We start from the raw sequence: 16,352 nt of genomic DNA on the forward strand, positions 1-16,352 counted from the left end.
AGGCGGCTTACTATGGATAGCAACGTAAAGAAAACCCCTTTCCAGCTGGACGCGGAGAAGGAAGCCGCGATCGAGACGCTGCTTGCTCAGATGACGCTGCAGGAGAAAATCGGCCAATTGACGCAGCTGGGTACATTTGACGAAGAGTCGGACAGCGAGCTGATCGAAGAAGGCATGGTAGGCTCCATTCTCGGTGTTCGAGGAGCGGATACGGTTAATGAGCTGCAGCGTATTGCGATTGAAGAGTCCCGACTTGGTATTCCGCTGCTGTTTGCGGATGATGTTATCCACGGCTACCGGTCGACTTTCCCAATACCGCTTGCAGAGGTATGCAGCTGGAATCCGGAGCTGCTGGAAGAAACGGCGGCGATTGCTGCACGCGAAGCTTCATCAGACGGCATCAACTGGATTCTTGCACCGATGGTGGATATCGCCCGTGATGCTAGATGGGGAAGAATCGCGGAAGGAGCAGGGGAAGATACATACCTGGCTTCCTCCGTTGCCGGAGCGCGCGTTAGAGGGATTCAAAGAAACGATTGGACGGATCGGCCGCATGTGATGGCTTGTCCGAAACATTTTGCCGCATATGGACTTGCCGAAGGCGGCCGTGACTACAACACGGTCGATGTGTCGGAGACGCGTATGCGCGAAACGTATTTCCCGCCGTTTCAGGCGGCACTTGATGCCGGCGCAGGCACGATTATGGCGGCCTTCAATGAAATCAACGGCATACCGGCTTCCGGCAACCGTTGGTTGCTGAAGGATGTACTGCAGGATGAGTGGGGCTTCAAGGGTTTCGTCGTCAGTGATTGGGAATCCGTTGATGAGCTCGTTCAGCATGGTTATGCCGCAAACCGCGAGCAAGCAGGATTGCAAGCGATTAAAGCAGGCATGCACTTGGACATGCATTCCCTGATTTATCATGAGCATCTGGCTGCATTGATTGAGAAGGGTGAGGTTAACGAGAGCGAGATTGATGATGCGGTTCGCCGTATTCTGCGCGTGAAGCATCAGCTTGGTCTGTTCACTCATCCGTATGTAGACAATAAATTGGCCAACTCCTTTATGCTTCATTCCGCGCATCTGGAAACAGCACGCGAAATGGCGCGTCAATCGATCGTGCTGCTGAAGAATGAGAACGACACGCTTCCGCTCAAATCTTCTTCTCGTAAGCTGGCGGTTATCGGTCCGTTTGCCGAGGATCGTGAGGCACAGCTCGGCTGCTGGCGCGGACAAGGAAGGCCGGAAGATGTGATTACCGTATTGGCAGGCATACGGGCGCTTGCTCATCAGCATCAAACCGAAGTTGTGTATGCACGAGGTTCAGGTGTGCTGGACGGAACGGCTGAAGAGCTTGGGGAAGCCGTATCGGCCGCTAAGAGCAGTGATGTTGCCATTCTCGTATTAGGCGAGAATGCGGATATGAGCGGCGAGAACAACAGCCGCGTATCGCTCGACATTCCGGCAAGCCAGCAGAAGCTGCTTGAAGCGATTCATGCGACCGGCGTTCCGGTTGTCCTTGTCCTTGCAAACGGACGTCCGCTTACGCTTGAGTGGGCGGATGCGAATATTCCGGCTATCGTTGAGGCTTGGCAGCTCGGCGTGCAAGCAGGTCCGGCAATTGCCGACATCCTGTTCGGCGCAGCCGGCCCTAGCGGCAAACTGCCTGTCACATTCCCAAAACATGCGGGCCAAGTGCCGATCTATTACAACGCGAAGAAAACAGGCAGACCGCATATGAGACGTTATGTGGATGCCGATACTTCACCGTTGTACCCGTTCGGACACGGTCTGACGTATACAAGTTTCAGCTATGAGGAGCTGCAGATCGAGCAAGCCGAGCTTCCGCTTGGCCAAACGCTGAACGTTTCTGCAAAAGTGCACAATACAGGAACGCGCGAAGGTGTCGAAATCGTACAGCTGTATATTTGCGATGAGGCAGCGAGCATTACAAGACCTGTAAAAGAACTTAAAGGCTTCCGTAGAATTACATTGGCGGCCGGCGAAAGCACGACAGTTTCATTCCAGCTGGCAAAGGAAGAGCTCGGATTTATCAATCAAGAGCATCATTTTGTCGTAGAGCCGGGGAAATTCAAGCTCTGGATCGGTCCAAGCAGTGCGGACGGTTTAGAAGGGCAATTCGAAGTCATTTAAATCATCCTGTTGGCAAACCCCCGAAATGTCGGGGGTTTTTCCAATTACAGTCGAATCGTTTCGACAATGTTAGAAAGATAATTGGAAAAACAGACCAGGAACTAACAAATTTCTAACAAAAAAAAGTTCCATTTTATCAGTTGAAAGCCTTTTCACTTCCAGAATTCTGTGCTATTATGTGTTTGTGAAACGTTTCTATGAGTGAAAAGGGTAGTTCTTTAAACAAATATCCCTCTGTGACTGTGATTACAAGTCTGAGCGCTAACCTGTAATGTAAGCGTTTCATAATGGGGGAATTTTACTTTATTCTTTCGAAACGTTTCAATAGGCTGAACCAGAGGTGGAATTGATGATGGCTGCTACGATCAAAGATGTTGCAAGAATGGCCGGAGTTGCCGTATCAACTGTTTCTTACGCACTGAATAACTCACCGAAGATCAGTGAGGAAACGCGAAAGAAAGTAATTCGAGCTGCAGAAGAGTTAAGCTATCGGCCAAGCGGTGCGGCACGAAATTTGAAGAAACGCAAGAGTGAAACGATCGGACTGTTCCTGAATGATCTGGGCGGACCTTTCTATAGTCAAGTCATCGAAGGTGTACAGGAAGTTGTTGCCTCGCATGATTACAATCTCATTGTCTGCAGTACCTATGGCGGCGAGAACAGCTCAGCGAATCGGTTTCTGAGAGAAAAATTCGTAGATGGCGCGATTATTATGGGTACAGCGATTCCGGACAGCTTGATCCTCCAGGTAGCGGCTGAGTCATTCCCGATCGTCGTACTCGACCGAGAGCTTAAGAGCGATTACGTACACAGCGTACTGATCACTAATGAACAAGGCGCTTACGATGCGGTTACGCATCTCATTAAACTGGGACGCAAGCGAATTGAATTTCTTAGCGGACCGCTCGCCGCGTATGACAATTCCAAACGTTATGACGGCTACAAGCGTGCGCTTATGGAACATAACTTGCATGTACCTCCGAAGATCAGCCTGCAAGGTCGTTACTTGGAAGCCGGGGGCTATCAAACCGTGAAGGTCATGATGGCATGCAAAAGGCTGCCTGATGCCATCTTCGCCGCGAATGATGAAATGGCGATCGGCGCTATGCGAGCGCTCCGCGAAGGCGGTATTCGAGTGCCTGAGGATGTCGCAGTCGTAGGCTTTGACAACATTAGTTTCGGACCGTTCGTTCGTCCTTCATTGACGACAATCGGCCATTCTAAATACGAAATGGGAGCGATTGCAACGCAGCTTGTGTTCAATGTGCAGAAGGAAGAGAACTCCATTATGCTTCCGACGCAGCTGGTTATTCGTCAATCCTGTGGATTCAAAGGCACTCACAATGAGAATGAGGAAAGCTATATATTCCATGAAGGGAGGCGAAACCAGGGTTAACCGGGAAGTAAGGAGCAAGTCATGCTTGATTGTGTTTATGGGGAAGTCGACTAAGAATCACCAAATCTACATTCACGAGCTGGGGGAGAATTGGAATGAAAAAGTCAATTAATATGATGCTTCTGATGGTACTGGCTTTATCTTTTGTGCTTGCTGGCTGCGGCAGCAGCAACAACAACGCAAACAACACGGCAACTAATGCGAATACGGGCAACACAACAGAGACCAATAACACAGCGACAAACGCTAATACTACGGAACCAGCAGAAGAGCCAGCGGCTGAAGAGCCCGCTGCAACAGATGAAGTTGTAACGATCACATACGGAACTTGGGGCGATAAAGCAGATAACGGCGCTGAGATGAAACGTATCAAAGCATTCGAAGCTGCTCACCCGAACATTAAAGTTGTCATCGATAAATCGATGGATTGGCCTTGGGATGAGAAATTGGCAGCTGCAGCAGCAGCTAACAAGCTTCCCGATGTAACTTGGTTATTCAATGTCCCTCTGGCTGTAGGCAGCGGCTGGCTTGAAGATTTGACTCCATACCTGGAACAAGATCCTGATTTTGCTCCTGACAAAATTTACGGCAACTTGGCCGACACGGGTAAATACGAGGGCAAGCAATTTGCATTGCCACACGGACTTTTCTCATGGGGCGTTTACATTAACAAAGATTTATTTGCAAAAGCGAATATTCCAATTCCTAGTGCTAACTGGACAGTAGCTGAACTCGAGGATATTTCCAAGAAGCTTACGAATTTTAACGAACAGCAATTCGGTATAGATGGTGCTGCGGGCATGGGCGACGTCCTGATCCCTAACATTGACAATACGCTTGGTGCTTCCACATGGGACGGCACTCAGTATAACTACACAAACCCGGCTTGGGCGCAAGCTGTGAACTGGGCGAACAACTTCGGTATGAAAGACAAATCATCGCTTCAAAGCTACAAGAAAGAACAGAAAGACAAATGGTACGGCAAAGACATCAGCGGCTTTAACATCGGTAAAGTCGGTATGGTGTTCGATGCAACTTGGAGCTTGACATGGTACAAACAAAACTTGAAATTCAACTGGGATATCCTTCCGGTTCCGGGCTATGACGGCCAACAACAAAAAGCCGGACTGGTTACGGACTATGCAGGCGTAACGAAGAGCTCGAAGCACAAGAAAGAAGCAGTTGAGTTCCTGAAATGGATGACTTACTCCAAAGACGGCTGGTTGGCACGTATTAAAGACGAGTCTCCGCTAGCTTCGATGCCGCTTGTCAACGATCCTACAGTATGGGAAGCATGGTTGGCACAAGATTTCGTAACGCCTGGTGTTAAAGATATCGTAAAAGCAATCCCAACAGGCGTGCTTGAAACATTCAAATACCAACCGGGCTTCGCGGACTTCACTTCTAAAGTGAAAGACAAGTACAACGAGAAGTTCCAAAAAGGTGAAGCAAGACCGGAAGACGTAGCTGCTGAGCTGCAAGAGAAATCGATGGAGTACTACAACAACGCGGTAGCAAAAATCAAAGAAGCAACTAAATAAAAGCAAGTAATCACAATTTTTCCTCCTCTATTTAGGGGAGGAAAAATTGTTCTACTGGGGTGAAAGCATGAAGTTCAAACCATTATTAGCTGCAATCATATTTGTTTCGCTTCTAGCGACAACAGTACCTGTATCGTTCCATGGACGTTCCATCGCGCAGGCTGATGAGGCGGCTGCGCCTGACAAAGATAAACAAGACAATGACGATATTTTGGATGGTTTATTTGGCGGTGGCAGCGAAATTTCTTCTGGTGCCGGCAAGCAAGACGATGTAAAGGACACGGCAGAGGACGAGGAAGATGACTCCCCTGTTAAGAAAGTCGTAGAGGATGCCTACAGCGACGTGCTTAAAGCATGGCAGGCCAAAGGAATTAAAGATGCGGCAACGGATATCATCATTCATCCTAATCAGTTTGTAACGCCTAATGGCAAGGCAACACTTACTTCCGATTCGAACGGCTATGATGAGCCGGTGTTTACATGGACGGACGACTTGAATGCGATCGATTTGAATGTAACTGCGCCTCAAGATGGGCTCTACCAAATTAATATCGACTATTACTCGACATCGGACAAAATCATTCCGATTGAGCGGGCTATTGAAGTAAACGGGAAATATCCGTTTTTTGAATCCAGAAGAGTTGTGCTACCAAAGCTGTGGACAGATGAAAACGCGACATTCGACCGAGATGCGCTCGGGAATGAGACGCCTGCAAGCCAGAAGCAAATTAAGCAATGGCAGACGGCCCCATTAATGGATGCCAGTTATTTCACGGCGGAACCGCTGCGGTTCTATCTGAAACAAGGCACGAACAGCATCAAACTTATGAATTTGCGCGAAGAGGCCCTCATTGGCCGAATCGTCATTTCCTCTCCGGAGGTACTGCCGCAGTACGAGCAATATGCGAAAGCAAACAGCTTGTCTAAAGCAGACTCTTCAATCCTTGTCGTGGAAGCCGAGCATCCGATTTCCAAATCGGAACCGTCGATCCGCGCGATTGCAAGCGGAGATGCAACTGTTGTTCCTCATAGAGACGGTAAAGTCACGTTAAACACGCTCGGCGGAGAAACGATTGCAACCAGTGGAAACGCGGAAGAGAACGAGCAGGCGTGGCAAGTGGGTGGACAGCGGGCTACTTGGAAAGTGAAAGTGGATAAGGCGGGCTCTTACCAACTGGCATTCAAGTATTTGCAGACTGGCAAAACAAGCATGCCCGTATATCGCACTTTAATGATAGATGGTAAAGTGCCATTCAAAGAAGTGAATGAGTACGCCTTCCCTTACACGGATGAATGGCGTAATGAGGTCTTGTCCGGCAAAGACGGCAAAGCGTATCAATTCGCGCTTACAGCAGGTGAGCATGAAATTTCACTTCGCGCCGACGCTGCCCCATATGGACAAGTCATCCAAACGATTAAGAATGTCATGTGGGATATTAACACATTGGCACTTGAGATTAAGATGGCAACAGGTAATACGATGGACGTGAATCGGGACTGGGATATTACGAAACAGATGCCTGATTTGCCGCAGAAGCTGGAAGAATTCGCTTCTATTCTGCGCAAACAATACGCCGCGCTTAAGAAGCTTGCCGGCGCTAATCCGGACCAAGCGAGCAATTTGCTCGTTGCGGCGGAAACGCTTGAGCGGATGTCGAAGGAACCGGAGAAAATCCCTTATCAATTTAACCGTCTGTCCGAAGGCTCCGGCTCCGTGCTGCAGACGCTTGGTGTCATTAACACGAAGCTGCCAAGACAGCCACTGCAGCTGGATCGGTTCTATATCTATTCAGACAGCAAGCTGCCGAGTGAAAAGGTAGGCTTCTTCAAATCATTTATGAACAGCATCGCTGCGTTCTTCAAATCGTTTACTCGTGATTATTCCAAAGTAAACGCGGACGATAAAGATGCCGTACAGGTGTGGGTAAACCGTTCGCGTCAGAACGTAACCCAAATGCAGCAGCTAATCAATCAAGAATTCACGAAGAAAACCGGCATTAAAGTAACGCTCTCCATTATGCCGGACGAAGGAAAGCTTGTACTTGCCAGCGCCGCTGGTAATGCGCCTGACGCAGCACTTGGCGTCAGCAACTACATTCCTTTCCGCCTTGCCGCGCGCGGAGCGTTAGCGGACATGAATCAATTCAAAGGCTTTGACGAAGTGCAGAAACGATTCTCCCCTGGTGCACTCGTTCCGGTCACTTTCGATCAGAAGCTATATGCTTTGCCGGAAACACAAAGCTTCTGGGTGCTGTTCTATCGGAAGGATATTCTCGATGCGCTGAATATTCCTGTTCCCGATACGATGGAAGAAGTGAAGCAAATCTTGCCGGAGCTGCAGCGTTTCGGGATGAATTTCTATCTGCCGCTGTCGCAAACAGGCGGATTTAAGCCTTATAACAACACCGTTCCGTTTATTTATCAAACCGGCGGCAAGCTGTACACCGACGATGGCCTTCACACTGCGATCGATCAGGATGAGGCATTGGCTGGACTGAAACAAATGACGGACATGTTTACGGTATACAGCGTTCCGCTGCAGGTACCGAGCTTCTACAACCAGTTCCGCGATGGAAGCCTGCCGATCGGGATTGCAGATGTTACTACTTATATCCAGTTGACCGCAGCAGCTCCTGAGCTTGCCGGTTGGTGGAAGATTGCTCCTTACCCTGGTGTTAAAGGCAAGGACGGCGTCGTAAACCGGACCGCTCCGGGAACAGGCGCAACCGGAATCATGTTCAACAGCAGCAAGAAGAAAGACGATACATGGGAGTTCCTGAAATGGTGGACTTCCGAAGAGGCTCAAGTTCGTTTCGGTAACAATCTGGAAGCGATCTATGGACCGACTTACAAATGGAATTCGGCCAATGTCGAAGCGTTCAGCCAGCTTTCCTGGCCGAAGGAAGATATTGAGGTCATTCAAGAGCAATGGAAATGGTTATGGGATATTCCGCGCTTCTTCGGTGATTACATGGTCGAGCGGGAAATCAGCGACGCTTGGAACAAAGTCGTCTTCGACGGCTACAATGCGCGAAGGGCGATGGAAGATGCCGTCATTAACGGCAATCGCGAAATTAAGAAGCAGCTTACGGATTTCGGTTATATCAAGGACGGTAAAGTCGTCAAACCGCTTCATGTGCCGATTATGCCGAATATGTCAGACATGGCCAAACGAGGTGATGAGAAGTGAAGCCTGCGACTGCAAAAGCAATAAAAAACGAATTTAACGCCTTTGTGTTTATTAGTCCGTTTTTTATCATTTTTTCTCTGCTTGTCGTAGTTCCGGTCGTTTCTGCCATTTACTTGTCGTTTACGGATTTCAACTCGATTCAAACGCCTAAGTTTATCGGACTGACCAACTATGTAAACCTGATTACACAAGATAATGCCTTTATGATGTACGTCTTGCCAAACACACTTAAATTTGCACTGCTGGTCGGTCCGGGAGGATATTTATTATCCTTCTGGCTCGCTTGGCTGCTGGCGCAAATTCCGAAGAAATCGCGTACAGTCATTGCCCTCGCGATCTATTCGCCTTCACTGACTGCAGCAATTGCAATGGCTGTCGTGTGGCTCGTTATTTTCAGCGGTAATGCTTCCGGTTATTTGAATCATTTCTTAATGAGCCTTGCGATTATCAACGAGCCGATTCAGTGGACACAATCGCCGCATTATCTAATGCCGATCATGGTGACCGTATCGCTCTGGAACAGTATGGGCGTTGGCTTCCTGGCGATGCTCGCGGGTATCCTCAACATTAACGGGGAGATGTATGAAGCCGGCTATATCGATGGCATTCGCAACCGTCTTCAAGAGGTGTGGTACATTACCATTCCGAGCATGAAGCCGCAAATGCTATTCGGCGCCGTAATGGCTGTCGTCGGCACATTCCAAGCCGGAGCGATTGGCGTGCAGCTCTCAGGCGCTAATCCTACACCGCAAAATGCCGGTCAGCTCATGATCAATCATATCGAGGACTATGGTTTCCTGCGCTATGATATGGGTTACGCTTCAGCGGTTTCCGTAGTCTTGCTCATTATTGTTTACGGATTTTCTAAACTGTGCTGGCGCTTGTTCGGCGACTCCGACTAGTCCGCAGTGTATTACGAATTGGGAGAAGGTGATGGCGTAAATGGCTTCTTTTCATGCTAATAAAATCAATCCGGATCGCTTCAGCTTCGGTCAATGGAAGTTCTTTCTCTTCCTTGTTTCTTTGTCCGTGTTCATGATCTTGCCGATTATCTTTATTTTCTCTCAGGCGCTTAAGCCTGTAGACGAACTGTTTCTATATCCGCCGAAGCTGTTTGTTCAGCATCCGACGTGGAGTAACTTTGCGACATTGTTCAGCGTCGGCGACGTTTCAGCGGTTCCGAAGACGAAATATTTGTTCAACAGTATTCTTGTAACCGGCTCAGTCGTATTCCTGTCCATCGTGATCTGTTCCATGACAGGCTTCGCTTTGTCCAAGAAAGAATTCAAAATGAAAAAAGTCGTGTTCGAAGTAAACATCATCGCTCTGATGTTCGTACCGGCAGCGGTAACGATTCCGCGTTATTTGGTCATTGAGAAGCTGGGGCTGACGGATAACTTCCTAGGTCATATCTTACCGATGCTTTCCTTGCCGGTAGGGGTGTTCCTGGTCAAGCAATTCGTCGATCAAATTCCGAATGCGCTCATCGAAGCAGCGCAGCTTGACGGAGCGAACGATTACTACGTATTCCGTAAGCTCGTCATTCCGATGATTATGCCGGCGCTAGCGACCGTAGCGATTCTATCGTTCCAATTGGCTTGGAACAATGCGGAGACATCTTCGTTATTCATGAGCAAAGAAACGCTCAAGACGTTTGCTTTCTACATGAGTACGCTGACGACGACCACCGCGATGGAAAATAATATTGCCGGTCAAGGGATGGCAGCGGCGGCAGCGCTTCTGATGTTTATTCCGAACTTGGCCATCTTCATATTCATGCAAAGCAAAGTAATGGATACGATGGCGCATTCCGGGTTGAAGTGAGGAGGAGAACAATGTTCAGATTCAGATGGCTCACACTTCTCGTTGCGGCTGCGCTGTTGGTTGGTTCGACTACTGCTTATGCGGACGTGCCTTATCCTACCTTCACGATCGATGAAAAAGGTCATGGCATTATGATGCAGAACGCCTACATGCCAGTAGGCGCAATCGACGGGTATAGCATCTTTGGCGAAAATGAAGCGCTAAGCAACGGGAAAGTGGAGTTGAATAACCCGCAAGATATCTTCGTGGATAATGAAGACCATATGTACGTTGCCGATACGGGCAACGCCCGAATTGTGGAATTGGACTCATGGGGGAACTTCATCCGAATAATCGGCGAAGGGGAATTAAAGCAGCCGAAGGGCGTATTCGTAACGGAAAACAAAGATATTTACGTTGCGGATTATGCAAAACAAAGCGTTGTCGTCTTCGGACAAGACGGCAAGCTGAAGCAAACGATCGGCAAGCCGAAGTCGAAGCTGTACGGCAAAGATACGCCGTTCAAGCCGCAGAAGGTCATCGTCGATAAACGCGGCAGCATTTATATTATCGGCGAAGGCTTGATCCAAGGTCTTGTTCGATTGGACAAGGAAGGCAAATTTCTAGGCTACTTCGGCGGTAACCGGGCGGGCTTCAACCTGCTGAAGACGCTGCAGCGCATGTTCTATACGAAGGCTCAGCTAAGCAAAATGACTCGTGAAATGCCGATTTCGCCGACGAATATTTCGGTTGACTCGGAAGGCCTTATCTATACGAGTACGACAGGTATCAACGGCGGCGCCATTAAGAAGCTGAACGTAGCGGGCAAGGATTTGCTCGGCGGAACGTGGTCGCTTAATCAAGTATCCGATATTACGACCGACGTGATGGGGAATATTTATGCGATCGATGCCGGTGAAGGCATGATCCTGGAGTACAACCGTGACGGTAACCTTATGTTCCTCTTCAGCTATAGCGACACGGGAGAGCAACGTCTCGGTTTGCTTGCAGCACCGACAGGAATTGCCGTCACGTCGGATGGCAGATTGCTTGCCCTGAGCGGCGAGCGCGGCAACATTACGGTGTTCCAGCCAACGGCGTTCACGAAGCTGGTGCATGAAGCGCTGGGACTCTATTTGGATGGCAAATACGTACAAAGTCGTGATCCATGGAATGAAGTGCTGCGTCAGAACAGCTTGTTCTCGCTAGCGCACACCGGTATCGGCCTCGCATACTTCAAAGAAGGCAAATACCAGGAAGCATTCGAGAAATTCGAATTCTCCAAAAACAAGAAAGAATATTCAAATGCGTACTGGGAACTCCGGCGCGAATGGATTATGAAACACGCGGTTGACGTGGCGTTAAGCATCCTGGGAGCCATTATCGCCTTGATGGCCATTCGGTTCGCTTATCGGAAGTACCAGTTCGGCAAGCCGGTCGTTATGGCTTGGCTGAAGGTGACCAGACAATGGTTTGTCGCGCAGCTCCTTCATATTTTCCGTATGCTGCGGCATCCGATTGAAGGTTATTACGAGCTGGAGCATAACAACAAGGCTTCGGTAGCATCGGCAACTGTCTTGCTGTTCGTGCTGTTCGGTGTTCGATTGTTCGGTCTCTATACGACGAACTTCTTGTTCGCAACGATGGAGCCGCTGCAGATTAACATCGTAACCGAGCTGCTCAAGCTGATCATTCCACTGTTCGCCTGGGTGATTTCCAACTACCTTGTCAGCGTCATCAACGATGGGGAAGGCAGTTTCAAGAACATCTATAAAGGGACGATTTATGCATTGTCCCCTTACATTATTTTCGCAATTCCGCTGGCGATTATGTCACGTGGCCTTACCCTGATGGAGGGTGTCATTTATAACTACTCCTATAATATCGTCATTCTGTGGTGTGCGCTTCTGCTCTTCATCATGGTGAAAGAGATCCACGGCTACGAAATTAAGGAGACTGTTAGAAACATCGTTCTCACGATCATCGGCATGCTTATTATGGCATTCGTTGCGTTTATCCTGTTCGGCTTGTCGAATCAGGTGTGGGAATTTGTTTACTCGTTATTCCAAGAGGTGAATCTGCGTGTCGATTAACAAGAAACCGATTATCCTGGTCGCGTCTGCTGCGCTTGCAGCGGTTGGGTTGTATCAGTTCGCATATGGGGCTACAGTTGAGCAGCAATCTACCGAGGGTCAGAGCAAGATTGTTCTTAATAAGACGGAAGGCTCATTCCCTTATCGTTCGAACAATTACACGATGCCGGAGAAGGCAGCAAGCGCCATTGCGAATCGCACGATTCCGTCCGACTATAAGAAAATCGGCGAGTCCGGCTCGCTGGAGCTGTACATGGCGAACGCTTCGCTTGCCATTATGGTGAAGAACAAGGAGAGCGGTTATGTTTGGGCTTCCACGCCTAACGAAGCCGATCTGCAAAATGCCGAGTTAAATGATGAGTGGCAGACCGCAGTCAAGTCACCGGTTCTGCTCGAATACTATAACGATCAAGAGATGCTGAGCACGGGAAATTTCTTGTCGCTCGGCGGTAAAGTCGACGGCATTGAGCCGATCGAGCAAGGGGTGCGCGTGAAGTTGACCTTCGGGTCGTTGAATGCAGGCATCGCACTCGAGGTTAAGCTTGAGAACGATTCGCTTGTTGTCTCTATCCCAGCGGATTCGATGTGGGAGAAAGGCGTCAGCAAGCTGGCTTCCATTCAGGCTTATCCGTTCCTAGGCGCGGTTCACAAGGCGGATATTCCGGGCTATCTGTTTATTCCGGACCGTTCAGGGGCGCTTATCCGCTTTAACAAAGCGCATTCCCGATTTGACGAGCCGTATGTCGGTAAGATCTACGGTACCGACTATACGTCGGACGGCAACATGAATACCGGCCGTACATCTGTGCCGGTATTCGGGATCGTGCACGGCGCCGGGCAGAACGGCGTGCTCGGCATCGTCGAGGATGGCCGATTCAATGCCAAGATTGTCGCGTATCCAAGCGGATTAAGCACAGACTTCTACTGGGTCGCTCCGAAGTTCGAAATCCGGTACGGTTACTTCCAGCCAACAAGCAAATCGATGGGCGGTTATAACACCTTCCAGAAAGATCCGCTAAAGACAGACCGTCAAGTTCGATACGAGTTCCTCGGCGGCAAGGAAGCGGATTATGTGGGGATGGCGAAGACGTACAGAACGTACTTGCAGGAGAAAGGCGAGCTCGTCAAAGAGAAATCGGCGAAGAGCAAAGCAGACGTTCCCATGCAGATCCGTCTGTTAGGCGGAGAAACGGAAGCGAGCGCATTCGGAGCTAACGTCGTTCCGATGACGACGTTTAGTCAGGCGAAGACGATTGTCGACAGCCTGGAGAAGAACGGCATTACGAACTTGAAGACGGTGCTGGAGGGCTGGAATGACGGAGGCTTGAACGGTGCGCGTCCTGCCGAGTTCCCGGTCGAGTCCAAGCTTGGCGGCGCTTCGGGTCTGAAGGACCTGAAGAAATACTTGGCAGGCAAAGACATTCCGGTCTATCTATACAATAACTATACCATTGCCTTCGGAAATTCCGATTTGATGAATTTCAAGTCTGACGCCGTTAGAGCCATTAACAACGAAATTAACGAGTTTCCGTTCTTCGGCTGGGGCGACGGTGGTTTCTTCGACGATATTATGGCGCGGGACATCAGCCCGGTCAAATCGGTTGAAATTGCCAAGGACGATGCCGAGGATATGAAGGATCTGGGCGTAGATGGTCTTGCGCTCGATATTACGGGCAGCACGCTCGTATCCGACTATAACAAGAAGCATCCGTTTACGCGTGAGCAGACCGCTGAAGCGTACCGCGAGCTTGCCGCTAACTTCAAGAAAAACTTGAACGAGCTGGCGATTGTTCAGGCGAATGACTACCTGTGGAAATACACGGATACGATGTTCGGCATGGGTTCCGGTTCTTCGCAGTACATGTACGAAACGGATACGGTACCGTTCTTGCAAATCGTGCTTCACGGCTATATCGATTACTTCGGCTGGCCGTCCAACTCGGCTTCCAGCCCACGCGAGGATACGCTGCGCATGATCGATTTCGGTCAATATCCGTCGTACCTGCTAACGCATGAGCCGTATTGGAAGCTGAGAGACACGCCTTCGGTCGATTTGCTGACAACGCAATATTCCGATTTGGAGCAGCCGATTAAGGAGACGTACAAAGCCGTGAACCAAGCGCTGCGTAAGGTTCAGGATGCAACGATTGAAGCGCGCATCGTGCCGGCCTACGGCATCTCGGCAGTCAAGTATTCCAACGGTGTGGAAATTGTAGTGAATTACACATCGAGCGACTACACATACAACGAAGTCAGCGTCAAGGCGAAGAGCTTCGCTGTCATCGGGGGTGAGTAAGTTGAAAGTGACCAAAAAAATGAGAGAGGCGCTCACCGGGTACGCACTGGTGTCGCCTTGGATTATTGGCTTCATCCTGTTTATGGCCTATCCAATCTATTACTCGGTATATTTGAGCTTACACAAAGTTACGATCAGCGCGGAAGGCATTGTAACCGATTATACAGGCGGGGACAACTACAAATACGCGTTCTTGTCTGACCCGGAATTCGTAGAGAAGCTGCTGCTCTTCGTGAAATCAGCGGTAGGTATGATCCCGATTATCATCGTTTTCTCGATGCTCGTCGCACTCTTAATCAACCAGCCGATTAAGATGAAAGGGCTGTTCAGAGCGATCTTCTTCTTACCGGTCGTCATTACGAGCGGCGAGGTTGTCAATGAGCTGTTCAGTCAAGGGGCAACGGCGATTCCGCTCGTTGAGAAGTACGGCATTATCGAGATTATTAAAGACAATTTGAGCCCGGCATGGTCGTCACCGATCATCAGTCTGATTCAACAGCTCATCTTGATTCTATGGTTCTCCGGCGTACAAATTTTGATTTTCTTAGCAGGTTTGCAGAAGGTCAATAAGCAAGTCTATGAAGCGGCTTCCATCGATGGCGCATCGCCTTGGGTTAGCTTCTGGAAAGTAACATTGCCTGCCATTAAGCCGTTTATTGCGGTGAATATGATTTATACGACGGTTGATTTGTTCACGAACTCGTTCAGTGACGTCATAGAATTAATCAAGGAAAATATGTTCAACCTGACAACGGGCTTCGGTTATGCGACCGCAATCGCCTGGATTTACTTCGGTGTCATATTCGTCTTCTTGCTCTTAATTCTGCTGCTGTTCCGCAATAACGATGACGTGAACGTGAGACCGAAGAGGAGGAGAGCTTAATGGAACGAACATCGAAGTTGCAGAAAGCTTTTCTGCTTCGTACGTTCAATCGCGGCAAACGGATTCTGATGGGAAGACAGGGCAACGACGGAATCGTATTCAAGTTGTTAGTCTACGCGCTGCTCATCAGTATCGGGTTCGTTTATTTGTATCCGATTCTCTATCTTGTCTCGCAAAGCTTTAAGAGCTTATCAGACCTGCTGGACCCAACGGTGCTCTGGCTTCCACAGAAGCTGTACCTGGAGAACTTCACGCAAGCCTGGCATGTTCTTGATTACATGGATACTTTCTGGAATTCAGTCTTGAACTCCGTGGTTCCGGCTATCGGTCAAACCGTTTCCTGTGCAGTCGTAGGATACGGAATTGCGAAATTCCGTTTCCCGGGCAAATCGATCGTACTTGGTCTCATGATGATTACCTTCATCGTCCCGTCACAGGTCGTTATGATTCCGCTTTACTTGATGTTCAATGAGTATCATATGCTTGGGTCATCGCTGCCGTTTATTGTTCCGACCCTATTCGCCCAAGGGATTAAAGGCGTATTGTTCATTCTGATCTATACGCAGTTCTTCCGGACGATTCCGGCATCGCTCGAAGAAGCGGCACAGATGGATGGGGCCGGCTTCATTCGGACGTTCTTTACGGTTATTCTTCCGATCTCCATGCCTGCTATCGTCGTTGTTATGCTGTTCTCGACGGTATGGCACTGGAATGAGACGTATCTGACTTCTCTCTATCTGGGTGAAAGCATGACCACGCTTCCGCTGCAATTGAAAACGTTCAATGACTCGTTCACGAAGCTGTATGGAGGCGGAGCAGCAGTAGGCGGCGGCCAGACGAAGAATATCAATGAATCGATTCGTATGGCAGGAACGCTGTTAATCGTACTGCCTTTGCTAATCCTCTACATGTTCGCGCAGAGACGATTCGTAGAAGTAGTAGATAAAACAGGTATTACAGGCGAGTAATTCGATTGTATCGCAGACGACTTAGGGA

10 protein-coding genes are annotated in these 16,352 nt (G+C 49.2%); all 10 read left to right on the forward strand.

Annotated elements, in window-relative coordinates; all coding sequences use genetic code 11:
- The first annotated feature begins 12 nt into the window (after positions 1-12).
- The 10 genes from bglX to AC0YNS_RS14415 all read left to right on the forward strand — a co-directional run bounded on the left by bglX (position 13) and on the right by AC0YNS_RS14415 (position 16,324).
- The gene (gene bglX / locus AC0YNS_RS14370) at positions 13-2,154 is read left to right on the forward strand and encodes a beta-glucosidase BglX (RefSeq protein WP_475781669.1); all 2,142 of its coding nucleotides are present in this window, start codon (positions 13-15) and stop codon (positions 2,152-2,154) included.
- A 349-nt stretch (positions 2,155-2,503) separates the two neighbouring features.
- Positions 2,504-3,550, forward strand: coding sequence for a LacI family DNA-binding transcriptional regulator (locus AC0YNS_RS14375; RefSeq protein ID WP_475781670.1), 1,047 nt, complete (start codon positions 2,504-2,506; stop codon positions 3,548-3,550).
- Positions 3,551-3,645: 95 nt separating this feature from the next.
- Complete coding sequence (locus AC0YNS_RS14380; protein ID WP_475781671.1) at positions 3,646-5,091, forward strand: ABC transporter substrate-binding protein; 1,446 nt, start codon at positions 3,646-3,648, stop codon at positions 5,089-5,091.
- 67 nt (positions 5,092-5,158) lie between these two features.
- Positions 5,159-8,281 carry an extracellular solute-binding protein gene (locus AC0YNS_RS14385; RefSeq protein WP_475781672.1) on the forward strand — a complete coding sequence of 1,041 codons (3,123 nt, stop codon included), beginning with the start codon at positions 5,159-5,161 and terminating at the stop codon, positions 8,279-8,281.
- Positions 8,278-9,183 (forward strand): carbohydrate ABC transporter permease, encoded by a 906-nt coding sequence (locus tag AC0YNS_RS14390; RefSeq protein WP_090981405.1) that lies wholly within the window; start codon positions 8,278-8,280, stop codon positions 9,181-9,183. The genes AC0YNS_RS14385 and AC0YNS_RS14390 overlap by 4 nt, the downstream gene beginning before the upstream one ends.
- A 40-nt stretch (positions 9,184-9,223) precedes the next feature.
- A complete protein-coding gene (locus AC0YNS_RS14395) occupies positions 9,224-10,105 on the forward strand; it encodes a carbohydrate ABC transporter permease (protein WP_090981407.1) in 882 nt (293 codons plus the stop codon).
- A gap of 11 nt (positions 10,106-10,116) precedes the next feature.
- Positions 10,117-12,177: a YIP1 family protein gene (locus tag AC0YNS_RS14400; RefSeq protein ID WP_475781673.1), complete on the forward strand. Its 2,061-nt coding sequence runs from the start codon at positions 10,117-10,119 to the stop codon at positions 12,175-12,177.
- A complete protein-coding gene (locus AC0YNS_RS14405) occupies positions 12,167-14,473 on the forward strand; it encodes a DUF5696 domain-containing protein (RefSeq protein ID WP_475781674.1) in 2,307 nt (768 codons plus the stop codon). Before AC0YNS_RS14400 ends, AC0YNS_RS14405 begins: the two co-directional genes overlap by 11 nt.
- A gap of 7 nt (positions 14,474-14,480) precedes the next feature.
- Positions 14,481-15,356, forward strand: a complete 876-nt coding sequence (locus AC0YNS_RS14410; protein WP_256208681.1) for a carbohydrate ABC transporter permease — start codon at positions 14,481-14,483, stop codon at positions 15,354-15,356.
- A complete protein-coding gene (locus AC0YNS_RS14415) occupies positions 15,356-16,324 on the forward strand; it encodes a carbohydrate ABC transporter permease (protein ID WP_475781675.1) in 969 nt (322 codons plus the stop codon). Before AC0YNS_RS14410 ends, AC0YNS_RS14415 begins: the two co-directional genes overlap by 1 nt.
- The last annotated feature ends 28 nt before the right edge of the window (positions 16,325-16,352 follow it).

Source organism: Paenibacillus sp. J22FR21, assembly GCF_056269135.1.

Excerpts from the sequence above, each read along its gene's own strand:
- bglX (WP_475781669.1), top strand. The coding sequence starts at position 13 with ATGGATAGCAACGTAAAGAAAACCCCTTTCCAGCTGGACGCGGAGAAG.
- AC0YNS_RS14375 (WP_475781670.1), top strand. The coding sequence starts at position 2,504 with ATGATGGCTGCTACGATCAAAGATGTTGCAAGAATGGCCGGAGTTGCC.
- AC0YNS_RS14380 (WP_475781671.1), top strand. The coding sequence starts at position 3,646 with ATGAAAAAGTCAATTAATATGATGCTTCTGATGGTACTGGCTTTATCT.
- AC0YNS_RS14385 (WP_475781672.1), top strand. The coding sequence starts at position 5,159 with ATGAAGTTCAAACCATTATTAGCTGCAATCATATTTGTTTCGCTTCTA.
- AC0YNS_RS14395 (WP_090981407.1), top strand. The coding sequence starts at position 9,224 with ATGGCTTCTTTTCATGCTAATAAAATCAATCCGGATCGCTTCAGCTTC.
- AC0YNS_RS14400 (WP_475781673.1), top strand. The coding sequence starts at position 10,117 with ATGTTCAGATTCAGATGGCTCACACTTCTCGTTGCGGCTGCGCTGTTG.
- AC0YNS_RS14415 (WP_475781675.1), top strand. The coding sequence starts at position 15,356 with ATGGAACGAACATCGAAGTTGCAGAAAGCTTTTCTGCTTCGTACGTTC.